The sequence below is a fragment of the Gordonia sp. GONU genome (genome assembly GCF_024733855.1).
In the GTDB taxonomy this organism is placed as follows: domain Bacteria; phylum Actinomycetota; class Actinomycetes; order Mycobacteriales; family Mycobacteriaceae; genus Gordonia; species Gordonia amicalis.
Map to the genome: position 1 here is coordinate 26,499 of NZ_JANRHB010000012.1, position 19,446 is coordinate 45,944.

General features: G+C 68.5%; 15 protein-coding genes and 1 pseudogene. 8 read left to right on the forward strand and 8 right to left on the reverse strand.

Translation table 11 applies throughout. The features are described from left to right. Position 1: 1 nt before the first annotated feature. Together NWF34_RS13135 and NWF34_RS13140 are read right to left on the reverse strand one after the other, a co-directional pair. Positions 2–208: a hypothetical protein gene (locus NWF34_RS13135; RefSeq protein ID WP_258325250.1), complete on the reverse strand. Its 207-nt coding sequence runs from the start codon at positions 206–208 to the stop codon at positions 2–4. A gap of 66 nt (positions 209–274) precedes the next feature. Beyond that, entirely contained in the window at positions 275–772 is a 498-nt protein-coding gene (locus tag NWF34_RS13140) for a hypothetical protein (RefSeq protein ID WP_258325251.1), read from the reverse strand. A 225-nt stretch (positions 773–997) separates the two neighbouring features. Between NWF34_RS13140 and NWF34_RS13145 the strand changes: the two genes are divergently transcribed. Next, on the forward strand, positions 998–2,053 hold the full coding sequence (locus NWF34_RS13145; RefSeq protein ID WP_258325252.1) for a zinc-dependent alcohol dehydrogenase family protein: 1,056 nt from the start codon (positions 998–1,000) through the stop codon (positions 2,051–2,053). 82 nt (positions 2,054–2,135) lie between these two features. Here the strand turns inward: NWF34_RS13145 and NWF34_RS13150 are convergent, their stop codons facing one another. From NWF34_RS13150 to NWF34_RS13160, 3 genes are all read right to left on the reverse strand, one after another. Further along, positions 2,136–2,915 (reverse strand): SDR family NAD(P)-dependent oxidoreductase, encoded by a 780-nt coding sequence (locus NWF34_RS13150; protein ID WP_024497427.1) that lies wholly within the window; start codon positions 2,913–2,915, stop codon positions 2,136–2,138. 64 nt (positions 2,916–2,979) lie between these two features. Continuing rightward, positions 2,980–4,677 (reverse strand): VanW family protein, encoded by a 1,698-nt coding sequence (locus NWF34_RS13155; RefSeq protein ID WP_258325253.1) that lies wholly within the window; start codon positions 4,675–4,677, stop codon positions 2,980–2,982. Between the two features lie 365 nt (positions 4,678–5,042). After that, a complete protein-coding gene (locus NWF34_RS13160) occupies positions 5,043–6,365 on the reverse strand; it encodes an acetyl-CoA C-acetyltransferase (RefSeq protein WP_024497429.1) in 1,323 nt (440 codons plus the stop codon). Positions 6,366–6,453: 88 nt separating this feature from the next. On the opposite strand from NWF34_RS13160, the gene NWF34_RS13165 reads away from it, so the two are divergent. Both NWF34_RS13165 and NWF34_RS13170 read left to right on the forward strand, forming a co-directional pair. Continuing rightward, positions 6,454–7,818 carry a 3-oxoacyl-ACP reductase gene (locus NWF34_RS13165; protein WP_258325254.1) on the forward strand — a complete coding sequence of 455 codons (1,365 nt, stop codon included), beginning with the start codon at positions 6,454–6,456 and terminating at the stop codon, positions 7,816–7,818. Next, entirely contained in the window at positions 7,818–8,705 is an 888-nt protein-coding gene (locus NWF34_RS13170) for a MaoC/PaaZ C-terminal domain-containing protein (RefSeq protein WP_258325255.1), read from the forward strand. Before NWF34_RS13165 ends, NWF34_RS13170 begins: the two co-directional genes overlap by 1 nt. A gap of 150 nt (positions 8,706–8,855) precedes the next feature. On the opposite strand, the gene NWF34_RS13175 is transcribed toward NWF34_RS13170, so the two are convergent. Together NWF34_RS13175 and NWF34_RS13180 are read right to left on the reverse strand one after the other, a co-directional pair. Further along, on the reverse strand, positions 8,856–9,458 hold the full coding sequence (locus tag NWF34_RS13175; RefSeq protein ID WP_258325256.1) for a TetR/AcrR family transcriptional regulator: 603 nt from the start codon (positions 9,456–9,458) through the stop codon (positions 8,856–8,858). A gap of 99 nt (positions 9,459–9,557) precedes the next feature. Further along, positions 9,558–10,757 (reverse strand): glycoside hydrolase family 3 N-terminal domain-containing protein, encoded by a 1,200-nt coding sequence (locus NWF34_RS13180; RefSeq protein WP_375295669.1) that lies wholly within the window; start codon positions 10,755–10,757, stop codon positions 9,558–9,560. Positions 10,758–10,786: 29 nt separating this feature from the next. Between NWF34_RS13180 and NWF34_RS13185 the strand changes: the two genes are divergently transcribed. The 5 genes and pseudogenes from NWF34_RS13185 to NWF34_RS13205 form a co-directional block, all read left to right on the forward strand. After that, positions 10,787–11,344 (forward strand): universal stress protein, encoded by a 558-nt coding sequence (locus NWF34_RS13185; protein WP_159406283.1) that lies wholly within the window; start codon positions 10,787–10,789, stop codon positions 11,342–11,344. Between the two features lie 502 nt (positions 11,345–11,846). Next, a complete protein-coding gene (locus NWF34_RS13190; protein WP_258325258.1) occupies positions 11,847–12,812 on the forward strand; it encodes a GlxA family transcriptional regulator in 966 nt (321 codons plus the stop codon). A 33-nt stretch (positions 12,813–12,845) separates the two neighbouring features. After that, a complete protein-coding gene (locus NWF34_RS13195; RefSeq protein ID WP_258325259.1) occupies positions 12,846–13,568 on the forward strand; it encodes a DJ-1/PfpI family protein in 723 nt (240 codons plus the stop codon). 81 nt (positions 13,569–13,649) lie between these two features. After that, entirely contained in the window at positions 13,650–13,850 is a 201-nt protein-coding gene (locus NWF34_RS13200) for a DUF2613 domain-containing protein (RefSeq protein WP_006436777.1), read from the forward strand. Positions 13,851–13,960: 110 nt separating this feature from the next. Next, positions 13,961–15,961: pseudogene (locus NWF34_RS13205) on the forward strand (DUF3367 domain-containing protein); the annotation flags it as partial. A 2,117-nt stretch (positions 15,962–18,078) separates the two neighbouring features. Here NWF34_RS13205 and NWF34_RS13210 read toward each other — a convergent pair. Further along, positions 18,079–19,446, reverse strand: coding sequence for an acyltransferase (locus NWF34_RS13210; RefSeq protein ID WP_258325260.1), 1,368 nt, complete (start codon positions 19,444–19,446; stop codon positions 18,079–18,081).

Sequence of the window (19,446 nt, forward strand, 5' to 3'; positions counted from 1 at the left end):
CTTAAGGCTGGAGAAGGGACAGGCAATACCCCGTCGGCTTGGTTGCGTCCACATAGTACTTGCCCTGTCCCACCGGACAATTCGGCTCTCGGAACTCCTTGGTCTCGACCTTGAAGTTGGTCGCCTCGCCGGGCGGAACCGGCCCGCCACAGTCGATCTCGCGGGCCTGAGCAAGGGACGTCGTATCGGCGCCCGAGGATTCGGGCAAGTGGTAGCACTTGCCGGCCTGGAAGACCTGGGCGAGACACAGGACCTCCTTTTCGTTGCCGGCGAATCAGAACGTCGAGTAGCTTGAGCCCGCAACCGAATCGGGTGAACGACTTACTGGCGACGAGGTATGGAAGTCGGTGGTGTCACACGAGATCTTCTCGGCCTTCAGCGAGTCCGACCCCGAGGTCATCTCGAGACACTGCCCGACCTCGACGTCGTCGGCGTTGTGGACGATCGAACCGTCGGAGTTCCCGACCAGCGCCACCGCACCGGCGATCACCGCGCCCACGACGAGGAACGCAAGGACGCCGAGCGTGATCCAGAGCCCCTTGTGACTCTTCTTCGGCGGTGGCGGTCCCCAGGGTCCCTGCGGATACTGGCCTACCGGCGGTTGTCCCGGATACGGCGGTTGACCGGGATACCCGGGCTGCCCTGGGAATCCCGGTTGCCCGGGTGCACCCCGGTGCGGATGGCCCACGTTCAGCGGGTACGGCCCGGACTGTCCCGGTTGGCCCTGGTACCCGTAGCCGGGATACCCGGGTCCTGGCGGCGGAATGGTCACCCGGCGAGCCTAACCCGATGCCCGGCTCACCGACCTCGACAACTCCACACACCCACCCCTTTTCGGGAAACCCACCAACCGGCCGGGTGCCGGATTAGCGGAAAAAGGGTGGGTTTGCCGTTGCGGTCGCGTCTCAATCCGAGAAGGTCCGGGTGTGTCACCCGGGACCTGCCTAGCCTCGGAAGTGAGACCACCGACAGTCGGGGACAACTCGAGGGAGAGCCCATGAAGGCACTCGTCTTCCACGGTCCAGGCGAGAAGAGCTGGGACGACGTACCCGATCCGACGATCCTCCACCCCACCGACGTCATCGTGAAGATGGACACGACCACCATCTGCGGCACCGATCTACACATCCTCAAAGGTGACGTCCCCGCGGTCGAACAAGGCCGCATCCTCGGCCACGAAGGCGTCGGGACGATCACCGAGATCGGCTCTGCGGTAACCACTCTCGCAGTCGGCGACCAGGTGATCCTGTCGTGCATCTCCGCCTGCGGCAAATGTGACTTCTGCAAGCACGGCGTGCATTCGCACTGTCTCGGCGAGGAGGGGGCGTCGGGTATCGGCTGGATCTTCGGGCATCTCATCGACGGCACACAAGCCGAGTACGTACGTGTCCCCTACGCGGAGACATCGGTCTACAAGCTGCCGTCGGGGGTCACGCCGGAGCAGGGCGTCGTCCTCAGTGACATCCTGCCCACCGGTCATGAGATCGGTGTCCGCTACGGCAGCGTCAAACCCGGCGATGTGGTGGCCGTGGTCGGCGCCGGACCGGTGGGCCTCGCGACGATCGCGACCTCGGGACTGTACGGGCCGAGCCGGGTGATCGCCGTCGACGTCGATGCCAACCGCGTCGAACAGGCCAAGGCCTTCGGCGCGACCGACGGCGTGGTGTCATCGGATGCCGATTGGAAGGACCAGGTCCTCGCGATGACCGACGGTCTCGGCGTCGACGTCGCGATCGAGGCGGTCGGCATCCCGCAGACCTTCCAGATGTGTCTGGATGTCGTGCGCCCGGCGGGCCATGTCGCCAACGTCGGCGTGCACGGCGCGCCGGTCGAGTTCGCACTCCAGGACCTGTGGATCTCGAACATCAACGTCTCGATGGGTCTGGTGAACACCGACACCCTCGGCGTCCTGCTCAAGCTCGTCGCGCAGCGCCGGATCGACCCGGACCTGTTCATCAGCCACCGATTCGCCCTGGGCGACATCATCGAGGCCTACGACGTCTTCGGGCGGGCCGCGGAGACCAAGGCACTCAAGGTGGTCCTGCAGGCCTGAGCCATCTGCACACCCTCCGGGAACGGCCGAACCCACCACCCCGGAGGGCAGTGGGTTCGGCGACAGTGATGGGTTGTGCAGGCTACTTCGGAGGCATCCGGATACCGCCGTCGACGCGGATCACCTCGGCGTTCATGTAGCTGTTGGTGACCAGCTCGACGACCATCGAGGCCAGCTCGTCGGGAGCGCCCAGGCGGTGCGGGAACAGGACCGACTCGCCCAGCTTCGCCTTGAACGCCTCGGCGGCCTCGCCCTCGCCGTAGATCGGGGTGTCGATGAGGCCCGGGGCGATGGTGTTGACGCGGATGCCGACCGCGGCCAGGTCGCGGGCGACCGGCAGGGTCATGCCGACGACGCCACCCTTGGACGAGGAGTACGACGCCTGGCCGATCTGGCCGTCGAAGGCGGCGACGCTGGCCATGTTCACGATCGCGCCACGCTCACCATGGGCGTCGAGCGGCTCGTTGCGGCTCATCGCGGTGGCGGCCAGACGGATGCAGTCGAAGGTGCCGATCAGGTTGATCGCGATGACCTTCTTGTAGGCGTCCAGGTTGTGCGCCGACCCGAACTCACCGTCGCGGCCGATGGTGCGCTGGGCCCAGCCGATGCCGGCCGAGTTGACCAACGCGCGCAGCGGGCCGAGTTCGGTGGCCGCGTTGACGGCGGCCTCGATCTGCTCGGTCGAGGTCACGTCGACGGCGACGAACTGCCCGCCGATCTCCTTGGCGAGTTCCTCACCCTTGTCTGCGTTGAGGTCGGCGACGATGACCTTCGCACCCTTGGCCGCCAGCTGGCGAGCCGCAGCTGCGCCGATGCCCGACGCTCCACCCGTGACGATTGCACTAGCTCCATTGATATCCACGACTCGGAGCCTATCGAGCGTTCTATCGCTCGGTAAAGTCCTTCGGTGAAAGACGCCGATCGTCTTACACGCACTTCACGTTCGGCTCGGGCGCGTACCGGACGGTGCGGGTGTACCGGTTGATCTCGCGGCCGGTCTTCGCGTCACGGATGATGCGCGTGTTCGACGTGGTGAATCCCTTGCTGCCGCTGCTCGCGATGCAGTCGTCGCCCTTGGGGAGTCGGATCCGTTCCGGTTCGGTGGTGTCATAGCGTTCGCCGGTGATCGACTCGACCTCGAAAGCCTTGGTGCCCCACAGCCGTACCGTCACCGCGGACGGCGACCAGCTGGTCTCGATGAGCACACCGTGACGGGTGTTGTTGCGGAACTTCAGGTCGATGGCGCCCTCGAAGACGGTGGCCTCCCGGGCCTCCGGATACCGCGAGATGTAGTACGCGTGCTCGGTGTGGTCGACGTCCTCGAGACCGGCGAAGTAGGCGGCGTTGTAGAGGGTTGTCGCGAACTGGGAGATGCCGCCGCCGACGGCCGTCGCGGCGCGGCCGTTGTTGATGATCGTCGAGTCGACATAGCCCTGCGCCGTTCCGCGCGGACCGGTGTGGCCGTTGAGCGAGAACACCTTGCCGGGCAGGACCAGCGCGCCGTCGACCTCGGCGGCGACGAGGCGGATGTTCTCGCCGGAGGCACTCGAGAAGCCATCGGTGGTGTACTCGCTGATCAGTTCGCGCACACCGAGTTTGCGGGCGGCATCGGTGGTGAGCCGGGGATCGACGTCGTCATAGACCACCTCGGCGGTGCGGTTGCCGCCGCCTGCGGTCGCCGTCGTCGCGAGTTCCCGAAGCGTCTTGTCCCAGTTGATCTTCGAGCCGGTGACTGCGGGCACGACGGTCGGTCGGCCACTGGCGAGACTGAATGTCGCGCTGACGGCGGGACTCTGGGAGGGATCGAGATCGGGCGCGAGCGCTTCACGCGCCTTCTTCTCGTCGACGAGCGGCGTGAGCCCGCCCCGGCCGTCGGGACCGAAGGTCAGCATCGACGCGATGTCTCCCGCCGGGACCTCGACCGTGCGCTTCCGCCGGTCGATCAGCTTCACCGGGCCCGATGTGGCGCGTTCGGCCGGCCCGGCCACGGTGGCCGCGACGACCTGGGGGCCGACGGTCGGCGAGAACGGTTCCATCGGCATGTCGATCGGCGCCCCGTCGAGCCAGTGGTCGACGAGCACGGCGGCCGCGGCCTCCCGTGCGATGCGTTCACCCGGTGCCGGTTCGTCGCCCACCGGCGTGGTGCCCTCGTAGTGCACCCCGCCCTCGACCGCGGCCTTCTCCAGCGACCTGCGGTGGGCGTCGAGCGCCTTGTTCATGGTGGCAGGGTCGAGTTTCACGACCGGTTCGACGTCGAGATCGCGACCGAAGAGTGCCAGGAATCGCGCGAGCGGGTTGCGCGGCTGTTCGAGGAGGCGTGTGCGGGTCGTCTCGGCGTCGAACTCGAGGCCCAGTTCGGCCGGCGCGACCTCGGCCGAGCCCTCGGGGGTCCGGAGGACGACCGGCTGGGTGGAGCGCATGGTCAGCTCGTCGAGGACGGGCTCCAGCCCGGCGGTGTCGCGATTGCCCGCCGAGATCCCGCCGATGACGGCTCCACGGGCGGAGTGGTCGCGGGTGGCGACGAAGTCGATGGAGAGCGTGAGGGTGACGATGGCCACGACGGCGAGCACAGCGCGTATCGCGTGGCGTGCTCGCCCGGCGCTCGTGGTCACAACTCCATCCATCACGGCTGACTACCTGGGCCGGTCATGGTGGTGGCCGTTGAACGTACCCGAGAAAAGTAGGTGCTCCGGCCGAGCTGTCGGGTCGGGGGTCTGACAGCTCTGCCGGAGCTGTCTTCATGTTTACGCTACTTTTCGGCCGTTGACACGTCCGCGGCCGCGTTTGGTCCAAACATGTGACGAAGGACCCCATTTCGCACCGGAAAACGAGACGGATCGAGCGATTCGTCGCCTCCCCCGCTCCTTGAGTAGCCCCGGAGCTTGCGGAGGGGCGTATCGAAAGGACCGGCTGACGAGCGTCTTCGCCGAGTCCCTTCGATACGCTCGCAAGCTCGCTACTCAGGGAGCAGGGAGTGCCGGACGAGGGATCAACCCTCGATGATCGCGGTGACGCCCTGCCCGCCGGCGGCACAGATCGAGATCAGCGCGCGCCCGCCGCCGTTCTCCTTGATCTGCTTGGCCGCCTGGGCCACGATGCGGCCGCCGGTCGCGGCGAACGGGTGGCCCGCCGCGAGCGAGGAACCGTTGACGTTGAGCTTGGACCGGTCGATCGGCCCGAGTGCCGAGTCGAGGCCCAGACGCTCCTTGCAGTACTCCTCGGACTCCCACGCCTGCAGCGTCGCGAGCACGACCGACGCGAACGCCTCGTGGATCTCGTAGAAGTCGAAGTCCTGCAGGGTCAGACCGTTGCGGGCCAGCAGACGCGGCACGGCATAGGTCGGGGCCATGAGCAGGCCGTCGGGTCCGTTCACGTAGTCGACGGCCGCGGTCTCGCTGTCGACGAAGTACGCGAGCACCGGCAGGCCGCGCTCGGCCGCCCACTCGTCGCTGCCCAGGAGCACGGTCGACGCCCCGTCGGTGAGCGGCGTCGAGTTGCCCGCGGTCATCGTCGCGTCGCCGAGCGAGACACCGAAGACGGGCTTGAGCTTGGCGAGCTTCTCCGCGGTCGAGTCGCCACGCAGGTTCTGGTCGCGGGTCAGCCCCATGAACGGGGTGATCAGGTCGTCGAAGAAGCCGTCGTCGTAGGCGGCCGCCATGTTCTGGTGGCTGCGTGCGGCCAGCTCGTCCTGGTCGGCCCGCTTGATGCCGAACTCCTTGGCGGTGATGGCGGCGTGCTCGCCCATCGACATGCCGGTGCGCGGTTCACCGTTCTGGGGGATCTCGATCCCGAGCTTGGTGAGGAGCTTCGCGGCACCCAGGATCTGGTCCTTGGTGGAGCGGGCGCGGTTGACCTCGAGCAGCTGACGACGCAAACCCTCGCCGACGGCGATCGGGGCGTCGGAGGTGGTGTCCACACCGCCGCCGATCGCGGCGTCGTAGCGGCCACGTGCGATCCCGTCGGCGACGGTGGTGATCGCCTGCAGGCCGGTGCCACACGCCTGCTGGATGTCGAAGGCGGGGGTGTAGGGCGAGAGTGCCGAGCCCAGTACCGATTCGCGGATGAGGTTGAAGTCACGGGCGTGCTTGAGCACAGCGCCGCCGGCGACCATGCCGAGCCGCTCGCCCTGCAGGTTGAAGCGGCTCACCAGGCCGTCGAGCGCGGCGGTGAACATCTCCTGGTTGCTGACCTTGGCGTATGCCTTGTCCTGGCGGGCAAACGGGATGCGATTGCCGCCGAGGATCGCCACCGGACGCTCGGGGCGGGTCTTCGGTTGGGTGGTCTTGTTCGCGGGGGAATTGTTCTCTGCCACGTCGATCTCCAGGGTCGTGTGCGGTATCTATAGCGTATTCTTACTCAACAGTAAGTTCGTTGTCGAACGACAGTCAGAGGAGATCAACATGGCCGCCACCGGAAACACTGGCCTGTACTCGAGCTTCGTCCATTCCGCGCCCGGCGCTTTCATCGCCAAACAGGCCGGACTCCCCGTCCCGCCGCCGTTGCGTCGGTACAAGCCGTCCGAACCGGCGCTGCCCGGGCCCGTCCTGCTGGGAGGATCGGGACGCCTCGTCGAACCGCTGCGCGAGATGCTCTCGGGCGACGACTATGACCTCATCCAGAACGCCGTGACCGGCCGCAGCGCCGACAAGTACGGCGGGCTGGTCTTCGACGCCACCGGCATCACCTCCCCTGCCGAACTGCGCCAGTTGTTCGAGTTCTTCCAGCCGGCCATGCGCTCGACCGCCCCGTGCGCGCGCTTCCTGGTCATCGGCACCACGCCCGAGCTGGTGACCGACCCGTCCGAGCGCGTCGCACAGCGCGCTCTCGAGGGCTTCACCCGCTCGCTGGGCAAGGAGCTACTCAAGGGCTCCACCGTCCAGCTGGTGTACGTCTCGCCCGACGCCAAGACCGGTCTGACCGGCCTGGAGTCGACCGTACGCTTTGTGCTGTCCGCCAAGTCCGCTTTCGTCGACGCGCAGGTCATCCGCGTCGGTTCGGCCGACGCGACCGCCCCGAAGGACTGGGATCGCCCGCTCGAGGGCAAGGTCGCGGTGGTCACCGGCGCCGCCCGTGGCATCGGCGCCACGATCGCCGAGGTCCTCGCGCGCGACTGCGCACACGTCATCGCCGCCGACGTCCCGCAGGCCGGTGACGCGCTGTCGGAGACGGCCAACAAGGTAGGCGGCACGTCGTTCCCCATCGACGTGACCGATCCCGAGGCCGGCGCCAAGCTCGCCGAGCACGCCCTCGAGCGTCACGGCGGCATCGACATCATCGTCAACAACGCCGGTATCACCCGCGACAAGCTGCTCGCCAACATGGACGACGCCCGCTGGGACGCCGTCATCGCAGTGAACCTCATCGCCCCGCAGACCCTCGTCGAGGTGCTGCTGGAGAAGGGTGCGCTGCGTTCGGGTGGCGCCGTCATCGACGTGTCGTCGATCGCCGGTATCGCGGGTAACCGCGGCCAGACCAACTACGGCGCATCGAAGGCCGGGGTCATCGGCCTGGTCGACGCCTACGCGCCGATCCTCGGCGAGAAGGGCATCACCATCAACGCGGTCGCCCCGGGCTTCATCGAGACCAAGATGACCGCGGCGATCCCGCTCGCCACCCGTGAGGCCGGCCGCCTGATGAGCTCGCTGCAGCAGGGTGGGCAGACGGTCGACGTCGCCGAGACCGTGGCCTACTTCGCCAACCCGGCGAGCAGCGCCATCACCGGCAACGTGGTCCGCGTGTGCGGCCAGGGATTCCTGGGTGCGTGATGGCCAAGACGATCACTCTTCCCGGCGCGCCCGGAACCAGCGAGCTCTACGGCAAGGCCGTCACAGGCATGTTGCCGGGAATCGGCAAGCCCGCTCGCGTGCCGGCGGACGCGACCGTTCCCGACACCCACTACCGGCTCGACGACGTCCGCGTCGATCCCGCTGCGCTGCAGGCGTATTGCCACGCCACCGGGCAACGTTTCGGTATCACCCTGCCGGTGACGTACCCGTTCGTGCTGCAGTTCCCGGTGGTCATGAAGCTGCTGACGTCGGACGAATTCCCGTTTGGCGCAATCGGTTCGGTTCACATGACGAACACGATCGAGCGCAAGCGCCCGATCGAGGTCGGCGAACCGCTGTCGATCGAGACGCATGCGGAGAACCTGCGTGAGCACCGCAAGGGCATCCTCGTCGACCTCATCAGCGAGATCAGCGTCGGCTCCGAACTGGTGACGACCCAGACGGCGACGTTCCTCAAGCAGCAGCGGACCAGCCTTTCCGACGAGCCGCGTGGCCCCGAACCGAAGTCGAAGACCCCGCCGCCGCCGGATTCGATCCTGGCCGTGGATCTGGGGCGGATTCGCGAGTACGCCGCGGCGTCGGGCGACCGCAACCCGATCCACATGGCGAATCTGACGGCCAAGGCCTTCGGGTTCCCCAAGGCGATCGCGCACGGGATGTGGAGTGCCGCAGCGGCGGTCGCGAACGTCGAGTCGCAGCTGCCCGACGCGGTCACCTACGACGTGAAGTTCGGCAAGCCGATCCTGCTGCCCGCCAAGGTGAACCTCTACACCCGCCGGATCGACGGCGAGGGGAACTTCGACATCGCGATCCGCGACCGTCGGAAGGGATTCCCGCACCTCACCGCGACGACACGGAAGGGCTGATACCTCGCTCACCGTTTCCGTTCCCGCTCACCCCATTTGTGTGAGCGGGAACGGATCGTGTGAGCGACCCTTCGAGGCTCGTCGCTTGCGCTCCTCGCACCTCAGGGAGCGAGACGGGCGAGCACGTCAGGGGGCGAGGGGGCGAGCGGCTCAGATGTCGGTACCGACACCCTTCAGGCCGCGCCAGGCGATGCCGACGAGCATGTTGGTGGCCTTCTCGAGGTCGACATCGCCCTCGGTGATGCGGTCGGCGACCGCCTCGCAGGCGCCGACGATGGCGACGGCGGTGAGTTCGAAGTCGATGTCGCCGGCGGTCTCAACGGTGGTGCCGGCCTTGATGAGCGCGGCGACCATCTCGGTCACGCGCTGGCGGCTGTCGGAGACGATTCCGGAGAAACTCGCGGTCCCGATCGCCACGCGGTAAAGCACGCGCCACGATTCCCGGTTCTCGTGGACGAAGCGGAGGAACTCGCGGATGACGGTCACGGCCTGTTCGCGCTGGGAGAGCGACGGGTCGAAGCCCACGCTCATCGCGTCGATGAACAGCCCGGACTCGCGGGCGATGCACGCACTGAACAGCTCCTCCTTGGAGCCGTAGTACAGGTAGAGCATCGGCTTGGAGATCTGCGCCTCGGACGCGATGGCGTCCATCGAGGTCTCACGGAAACCGTTCTGCGCGAACACCTTGACGGCGGCGTCGAGCATCTGCTGCTCGCGCACTGCGCGCGGCAGGCGCTTGGTTCCGCCCGACATGGCCACCTCCATCCTCACTGTCGTGCCCCCGACGACGATACCCAACAACTTACCAATCGGTAAGTTTAACGTTCGCTCGGGTTGCTCAGGACAGATTACTCAGCAGGTGACGACGCCCTTGGACCGGAGGATGCGTGTCACCTTCGCGTCGAGGCGTGCGGGTGCGAGGCGTCCGCGCTTCACCGCGGCCTCCAGATTGTCCAGGACCGACGAGACCCGGTCGGTGGACAGCCACAGCGCGACGTCGCCGCCGGCGAGGATGAACTTCTCCACGGCCTGCTCGATCGGGTACCGTTGGCTGATCGCCGCCATGCCCGACAGGTCGTCGGAGAAGATCACGCCGTTGTACCGCGGACCGTCGTAGCCCACCCCCGTGCGCAGCATCTGGATGGCCGGCCGGCTGATGGACGACGGCAAGCCGTCTGTCAGCCCGGGCACGATGAGGTGCCCGACCATGACGCCCGCGGTCCCGGGGTCGCGCAGCAGATTGCGGAAGGGCACCAGATCGCTGTTCTGCAGTTCGGCGAGTGACGGCACCGTCACGACGCCGAGGTGCGAATCGCCCGAACCGTGGCCGTGTCCGGGAAAGTGCTTGTACACCGGCGTGATTCCGGCCTCGGCGAGTCCAGCGGCGTAGGCGGCCGCGTACTCGGTGACGACGGCCGGGTCGTTGCTGAAGGAGCGATCGCCGATGACCTCGTTGTCGGATTCGTCGCTGACGTCGGCAACGGGCGCGAAGTCGACGGTGACGCCGAGGTTCTTGAGTTTGCGACCGACGCCGGCGGCGATCTCCTTCACCTGCGCGGGCGTCTTCGTCTGCGCGAGTTCACGAGGCGAGGCGTGGTCGATGCCGAGCGACGACAGGCGCGACACCCGACCGCCCTCCTGGTCGACGGTGATCATCAACGGGATCGACGAGTTCTGCGAGATCCGTGATGCCGCACCACTCGTCAGGATCGCCTTGTCGGTCCAGCTCCCGACGAAGATCCCGCCGATCTCCTCGTCCTCGACGATCTGCTGCGCGTCATCGGCACCCGTGACACCCACGACGATGAGCTGGGCCAGTTTCTGCCGGAGCGTGAGCTTGGCGAGTTGCTCTGCGCCACAAGGGTTTGCGAGGGGGGTCGTCGTCGGAGGCGCGGACGACGGGGACGCCGACGGCGAGCCGGATGCGGACGGTGTGGGCGGCGGAGAATCCGGCGTCGACGAATCGCAGGCGACGAGACCGAGACCCAACGCCGCAACCGTCGCAGTCGTCAGCACGTTCCGAATCCACCGAGGTCGTCGAGTTGGGCCCATGGCACGAGTCTGGCATGTAACCTGAGCAAATGGACGTGGGGTCCATCTCGGCCGGGTCCGCGACCGCCCCCAGCGGTCGCGGTGGTGGCCGCGCCACTCAGACGCTGATGATCGCCTACGACGGCTCACCGAACGCCGATCGTGCCATCCGTTATGCCGGACACTTCCTGCGCGCCGAAGCCGCGGTCGTCGTGACCGCCTGGCAACCGGGCGGCATGACCTCCGCCCGCATGTCCACCCTCGCCGGCGGAATGCAGCCGTTCGTCGACACGCAGCTCGACGTCGGGGTCGACCGTGCCCTCGAAGACGAGGCCGAGCGGATCAACGAACGCGGCGTGGTCCTCGCCCGTGAATGCGGACTGACGTCGAGGGGCACGCTCGTCGAGGTCGAGTCGACGGTCTGGGGCGCACTCGTCGCCGCCGCGGAGGCGCTCGACGTCGATCTGCTCGTCACCGGAACCCGCGGCGCGTCGGGCCTCAAGGCGCTGCTGCGGTCCAGCGTCGCCGAACGCGTGCTCAAGCATTGCCATCGTCCGGTCTTCATCGTGCCGGCGAAATGTGAACAGGAGCCGCAGTTGACGCTGTAGGAGTTTCGATACGGCTCGTCGCAAGCTCCTCGCCTACTCAACCAGCAGGAAGATACGGCTCCCTAAGTCAAGCGGCGGCCAGGGTTGCTGGTTGAGCCGGTAGCGAGCGGAGCGAGCCACCGCGTCCATGCTGGTTGAGCCGGTAGCGAGCGGAGCGAGCCACCGCCTCCATGCTGGTTGAGCCGGTAGCGAGCGAAGCGAGCCACCGCGTCGAAACCTCGCGTCCCTGCTGATCGAACCGGTCGGCGCGGGGTCTGATGGCGGACGGGTTTCGACGCGACGCCTCGCTACGCTCGGTGTCGGCTCAACCGGCATGGGTTGCCTGGTCTGATGGCGGACGGGTTTCGACGCGACGCCTCGCTACGCTCGGTGTCGGCTCAACCGGCAGGCGGGCTCATCGCAAGCTCTTCGCCTACTCAACCGGCATGGGTGGCGGGATATGTCCTCAAGTGTGGGATGTATGTCCTGGACGACGGAGCCGACGTCGGGACACGATGAGGACATGACACGAACGGTGCTGGTTCTCGGCTTCCCCGGGGTGCAGGCACTCGACGTGACGGGACCGGCCGACGTGTTCACCACCGCATCGATCGCGCTGCGTGACCAGGGGTCGCCCGTCACCTACGACCTGCGACTGGTGTCGCAGCACGGAGAGCCCATCGACACCGGCGTCGGCCTGCAGTTCGTCTCGCACCCGCTGCCCGACCCCGCCGAACCGATCGACACTCTGGTGCTGCCGGGCGGCACGGGCGTCCACCGAGCCACCGAGGACACCGACCTCATCGACTGGGTCCGCGACGCGGCGGGTCGGGCACGGCGCGTCATCAGCGTCTGCAACGGCGCCTTCCTCGCCGCCGAGGCCGGGCTGCTCGACGGCCGACGTGCGACGACGCACTGGGCGGTGGGCGAGCTCCTCGCCGAGCGATATCCGGCCGTGCAGGTCGACGCCGACGCCCTGTTCGTCCGCAGCTCGGACCACGTGTGGACGTCGGCCGGTGTCACCGCGGGCATCGACCTCGCGCTCGCGGTCATCGAAGAGGACCACGGCACCGAACTCGCCCAGCTGGTCGCCCGCTGGCTCGTCCTCTACATGCGTCGGCCGGGTGGACAGAGCCAGTTCGCGCCGCCCGTTTGGATGCCGCGCGCACGACGCGACGTGATCCGGGCGGCGCAGCAGCGCATCGAGGCCGAACCCGGCCTGCCCCACCGGCTTTCCGACCTCGCGCAGGAAGCCGCGATGAGTCCGCGCCATTTCTCCCGCGTCTTCACCGCGGAGACCGGCGAGGCACCCAGCGATTATCTCGAACGGGTCCGCACCGATGCGGCTCGTCGGGCGTTGACCGAATCCGCCGACACCATGCCGGTGATCGCCGCGCGCTGCGGGTTCGGTTCCTCGGAGTCTCTGCGCCGCACGTTCATCCGACGTCTGGGCATCTCCCCCGACCACTACCGCAAGACCTTCCGCTGACACAGTCCTCGCACCGAACAGACAGGCAGACCCATGACCCAGATCGCGATCGTCCTCTATCCGCGGTTCACCGCCCTCGATTTCGTCGGACCGTACGAGGTGCTGCGCATGCTCCCCGACGCCGACGTCCGATTCGTCGCCCACGAACCCGGCCCGGTCGTCGCCGACTCCGGTGTCCTCGTCGTAGGCGCGACGCATTCATTCGACGAGACGCCGTCGCCCGATCTGATCCTCATCCCGGGTGGACCGGGATGCTTCGGTGCGGCGACGGACGAGAAGCTCCTGGAGTGGCTGCGCGACGTCAGCCCGGCCGCACAGTGGACGACGTCGGTCTGCACCGGCTCGGTGGTCCTCGCCGCGGCCGGCCTACTGGACGGTCTCCGTGCCACCACGCACTGGTCGTCGCTGACCGCGCTGTCCCTCTACGGCGTCACCGCGGTGTCCGACGAGCGCATCGTGCGCGCCGGCCCAGACGAACACATCGTGACCGCGGCCGGCGTCTCGGCCGGCATCGACCTGGCACTGTGGCTCGCCGACCAGATCGCCGGGACGAAGAAGGCCGAGGCCATCCAGCTCGCGATCGAGTACGACCCGCAACCGCATCTAAACTCCGGCCACCGGTCGAAGGCGTCGGCCGGGACGATCACGGCGTCGACGGTGATGCTCAGCCGCGACGTCGACAAGCCCGAGGTGCTGAAGTTGAGCACCCGGCTGCTGTGGGATCGGGCCCTGGCGAAGGTCCGTTCGCGTCGCTGACGACGAAAACCGGTGATGGAACTGCCGGACATGCCCGGGTGACACCCGGGTGAGACACCGCGCGGTGGTAGTTTCTTCGCCATGACCAACAACCGCCTTGTGGCCGGCGCCGTCGCCGGAGTGGCCGGCATCCTGGTGGGACTCGGCGCGGTGTTCCTCGGCGGGTTCATCACCTCGGAGAACAGCCCGTCGACGGACCTGAACAACATCAATCCGAACAGCGGATTCGTCCAGGGTTCGGTCGACTACGGATCGCGCGGCGGCGCGGGCGAGACCAACTGACGCCCGACCCCGATGCCGTGCACGGCGTCGGGACGACCTGACGGCAGCAGCAACTGAGTAGGACACCGACCACCGCTCCCACAGGTGTCCTGTCGGCGCGTGGGATCGGTGTGGCTGCCGCGATCGCGCTGATCGTCTGTCTGCTGCAGTCCCCGGGGCAGATCGCCGCCGACACGAAACTCGACCTGACGGCGAATCCACTCGGGTTCCTTGCGCGTGCCGCGCACCTGTGGACCCCGAACGCCCCGATGGGCCAGGTCCAGAACCAGGCCTACGGATACTTCTTCCCGCACGGCGCGTTCTTCGCCGCCGGCGACCTCCTGTCGGTCCCGCCCTGGATCGTCCAGCGGCTGTGGTGGGCGCTGCTCCTCACCATCGGCTTCGTCGGCATCGTGCGCGTGGCGGAGGCGATGCGGCTGGGCTCGCCGGCATCCCGCATCCTCGCGGGCGTCGTCTTCGTCCTGAGCCCGCGCGTGCTCACCACCCTCGGCTCGATCTCGTCGGAGACGCTGCCGATGATGCTGGCGCCCTGGGTACTGCTGCCCGTGATCCGGGCGCTCGACGCCCCCATCTCCGATTCCCGCCCGCTGTGGCGGGAAGCCGCACGCTCGGCGGCCGCCGTCGCACTGATGGGCGCGGTGAACGCGGTCGCGACGGCGGCCGCGCTCGGCGTCGCGGCCGTGTGGTGGCTGCTGCATCGTCCCCGCGACCGCCGGTGGTGGCGCTTCGGTGCGTGGACCGCGCTGGGCCTGGTCCTGGCGTGCGCGTGGTGGATGGTGCCGCTACTCATCCTGTCGCGGGTCAGCCCGCCCTTCCTGGACTACATCGAGTCCTCCCGGGTGACGACGCAGTGGACGTCGCTGACCGAGGTGTTGCGCGGCGCGAGTTCGTGGACACCGTTCGTCTCCACCGAGCGGGTCGCCGGGGCGGTGCTCGTCACCCAGCCGGCCGCCGTGCTGGCGACCGGTGCCATCGCCGCCGCGGGACTCGCGGGTCTGTGCATGCGGCACATGCCGTTCCGGGGACGTCTCGTGACGATCCTGGGCGTCGGCCTGGTGATCATGTGTGTCGGCTTCGCCGGTGGTCTCGGTTCGCCGATCGCCGAGCAGATCCGGGTGTTCCTCGACGGTTCCGGTGCCCCGCTGCGCAACATCCACAAGTTCGAACCGTTCATCCGCATCCCGCTGGTGCTGGGTGTCGCTCACCTGCTCGCGCGGGTCCCGCTGCCCGGCAGCGTGTCGGCACGAGAGACGCTCTCGGCCTTCGCCCATCCGCAGCGCTCCCGCCCGGTGGCCGCGGCCATCGTGCTCATGGTCGCGGTGATCGGTGCGGGTTCGCTCATCTGGACAGGCCAGCTCGCACCCGCCGGGACCTACACCGCGATCCCGAACCACTGGAAGCAGACCGCGGACTGGTTGTCCGAGCACAGCAGCCGGCCGGACGGTGCCCCGGCGCGCGCCCTCGTCGTCCCCGGTGCGCCGTTCGCCGACCAGCTGTGGGGTCTCACCCGCGACGAACCCCTCCAGCCACTGGCCGACGCCCCGTGGGCGGTGCGAGACGCCATCCCGCTGACGCCACCCGGCGCCATCCGTGCGCTCGACTCCGTGCAACGCGAGATCGCCGCCGGACGCGGATCACCCGGCCTCGCCGAGACCCTCGCGCAGCAGGGCGTGGGATTCGTGGTGCTCCGTGCGGACCTCACCCCCGAGACCTCCCGGTCGGCACGACCGCTCCTCGCGCAGCAGGCACTCGACACCTCGCCCGGGTTGACGCGGGTGGCACGGTTCGGGCCCCCGGTCGGACCGCCGACAGTCCGAGGAGTGATGCGCGACAACGGATTGCGGCCGACGATGCCCGCGATCCAGATCTATGCGGTCGAGGCGACCGGCTTCGACGGCACCGGCCCCCTTCTCGTGGACCAGCACGGGATGCCGCGGGTCGCGGGCGGTCCCGAGGCCATTGCGGCGCTCGCCGAAGTGCGTGCGCGTCAGGGACTTCCACCTCTCGGTCCGGTGTTGCTCGACGCCGATGCCCGACGCGCCGGGATCACCGACGGCCCACTCATCGTCACCGACACCCCGAGCGATCGGGAAACCGACTTCGGGCGGGTCGACGACCACAGTTCCGCCATCCGGTCGGCCGACGACCCGCGTCGGACCCAGAACTCGGCCGCGGACTACTCGGTCGACGATCAGCCGCTCGTCCGCGGGGAATGGTTGCTGGACAACCGGAGTGGCGAGGTCCAGGTGACGACGTCCGGTTCGGCGTCGGACGCGGTGCAACCGGGGCAGACCTCCCCCGCGAACTCCCCCGCCGCGGCCTTCGACGGCAACCCACAGACGGCGTGGGTCAGCGGCGGACTCGAAGGAGCCCTCGGACGGTGGATGCGAATCGGATTCACCATGCCCCAGACGGACCTGGCGCTGTCGTTGACCACCGCCCGGGCCCTCGGCCCGGACGTGACCAGCGTCCTGGTCACCACCGAGGCCGGAAGCACGGTGGCGTCGGGACTCGAACCGGGCAGACCGACGACCGTGACCGCCCCGAGCGGCTCGACCCGCTGGATACAGATCCGCGCGCTGAGCACCGAAGACGGCACCGCCGGGAACCAGTTCGCCCTCGGTGAGGTGGAGGTGTCGAACCTGCGGACCTCGACACCGCTGCAGATCAGGCATCGTGTCGTTCTGCCCGAACTCGCGGCAGGCACCGAGGTGGCCCAGTGGCTGCTGTACTCGGAGCTGAACGGGCGGGCGTGGTGCGTCTCCGACCCCGCCCGCGAGATGACCCGGTGCGCTCCGGGACTCGGGCTGTCGCCGGAGACATCGTCGGTGTTCAGCCGGGCTCTCTCCGTCCCCGAGGACACATCGGTCACCCCGTCGGTCATCCTCCGCCCACGACCCGGAGACGCGCTCGATCGGCTCCTCGCCACCCCGGGCGGCGTGAGCGCCACCGGACCGCGACCGGTCACCGATCCCCGTGGCGGTCCCGCCGCTGCCGTCGACGGCGACCCCGGAACCGCCTGGACCGCACCGCAGATCCCGGCCAGGGAAAGACCCCACGACCGCAACAACGACGACGAGGAGTCGGCGGACGAGGCGGAGCCGACCCTGACCGTCCACCTCCCCGCCGAACAACGCGTCGAATCGCTGAAAATCGTTGCGCCGCTCGATTACCCGGCCGCACCGACCGAGGTCGCCGTCGATCTCGGCACCGGCGAACAGATTCGCGAGGTCGACAAGGACGGTGTCCTTCGACTCGATCCCGCGGTCACCGACCGCATCGAGATCACAGTCCGCGAACAGCGCGACCTGATCGACGTCAACAGTCTCGGATTCGCCACGCCCGCGCCGCCGGGCATCGCCGAGGTCGAGGTGTCGCCGGCACCGCGGGCGCCCGCCGGCGACCGGGTCGTCGAGATCGGTTGCGGTGACGGTCTCGGCATCACCGCCGCCGGTCAGGTCGTCGGCGTCTCCGCGCGGACCACCACGAAAGCACTGCGTGCCGGTGAACCGGTGGTCGCCCGTGCATGCGGACCCGGCGAGCTGCGACTGCCCGCGGGCCAGCAGGAGGTGTCGGTCAATCCCGGACCGGCCTTCACCGTCGACGCGGTGTCGCTGAACGCCGGGACACCGGTGACCGGGGCGGCGACGACCACGCCGGACGTCACCGAGTGGACAGCGGCGAGCCGTGCGGTGCAGATCGAGTCCGGTCCCGAACGCCTGCTGGTGGTCCCCGAATCCACCAACCCGGGCTGGATCGCGCGGATCGACGGCCGGGAGTTGTCCCCGGTGGTCGCGAACGGGTGGCAGCAGGGCTGGGTCGTGCCGGCCGGGGTGTCGGGTGCGGTCGAGCTCACCTATCGGTTCGATTCGCTGTACCGCTGGTCGCTCGTCATCGGACTGGTGCTGATGGCCCTGCTGCTCGTCGCCGCGTGGTGGCCGTTTCCCTTGGTGTCACGATCCGGGCGGGACAACGTTGCCGAACCGCGGACGGTGCCCACCGGACGATTCACCCTCGTGGCCGCCGGTCTGGGGATTCTCGGCGCGTCGTGGCTGCTGTCCGGATGGTGGGGTCTGGCCGTGGGCCTCGCCGTCGGCGTGGTCGGTGCGGCCGTTCCGCCGAAGGTCGGTGTCACGACGACATTCGTCATGATGATGGCTGCGACCGTCGGCCTCACCGCCGGTCCGTGGCACGCCTCCGGCGGCTACCACGGCTGGGAGTGGTGGGTTCAGCTGCCGGCGTTGATTGCCGTGCTGATGACCGGCTGGCTGGTGTTCTGGTCGGCCTGCGACGCCGACGAGCCGGGCGAGGCCGAGTCGGACGACACCGAGTCACCGGCCGCACGGTTACGGCGTCGGGTCTCGCGGTTGCGCAGCCAGTGGCGAGCCGGCTCCTCGATGAAGGCGTAGGACGCCGCGGAGATCCCGACCGTGAGTCCCAGCGTGATCACCCAGACGAGAACGGTGTTGCCGTTGAACGGCACGATGCCGAACAGCGGGAAGACGACGGCCAGGATCGCGATGTGCCAGATGAAGATGCCGTAAGACCAGCGCCCCAGCGCGAGCATCACGCGTGAGGTGAGGAAGCGGAACGGCCCCGCGTTGCAGACCAGCGGGGCGAGAAGGGCGTAGCCGCAGAGTCCACCCAGGATCATCTTGGTGGCGAACTCGATGTTGGTGACGTCGCCGAGTCCGGTCGGACCGGCGAGACGGGTGCACGCGAGGCCGTAGGCGACGACGAGGAGCCCGAACATCAGCGAACGGTTCGCACTGAGCCGCATCGCCAGGGTCATCCACCGTCCGCGCGCCGCGCCGGTGTCGAGGACACCGGCGACCTCGGCGAGGATCAGGCCGGCGACGAACCACGGCAGATGACCGAACACCCAGTTCTTGGTCTCCACCCCGTCGGCGACCGGCAGCGAGGTGCCGACCCAGGCCCAGCCGAGGCTCAGCGCACCGAGCATCAGCAGCACCGGGATGCGCGCCCCGACGCGCCGACCACGCAACTGCAGGAGTGCGAGGCCGATGAGCGGGAGCAGAGCATAGAAGGCGATCTCGACCGACAGACTCCACATCTGCGTGAGACCCGCGGTCAGCGTCAGGGGCACGAAGACCTGCGTCAGCGTCAGGTTGGCCAGCCAGACGTCGAGGTCGGCTCCCTGGGCCTCCGGCAGCAGGAGCAACACCAGCGCGACGACCACCACATACGCCGGCCAGATGCGGACGACGCGGTGACGGAGATAGCGCCGGACCGGCGGATGCCCGGCGCCGCGGTGCGCGGCGTCGACCCACGGTCGCCACAGCAGGAAGCCGGAGAGACCGAAGAACAGCGCGACCGCGAGGTCGAGGCGACCGAGCACCGGTCCGAGGACCGGGATCTCGACGGCACTGGTCTGGAAGGCGACGTGGGTGGTCAGCACCCCGATCGCGGCGAGCGCTCGCATGCCCTCGAGTTGCGGGTAGAAGCGTCGCGAGTCGGTCGCCGGTCCGGGGGCGTCGGGATGGCGCGCCCCGGAACGGGCGTCGGTGCTCAAGGCGGCGGCGGAGTCGGACCTCGAGGCAGCGACGGAGTCGCGGGCGGAGTCGGTGCTGGTCAT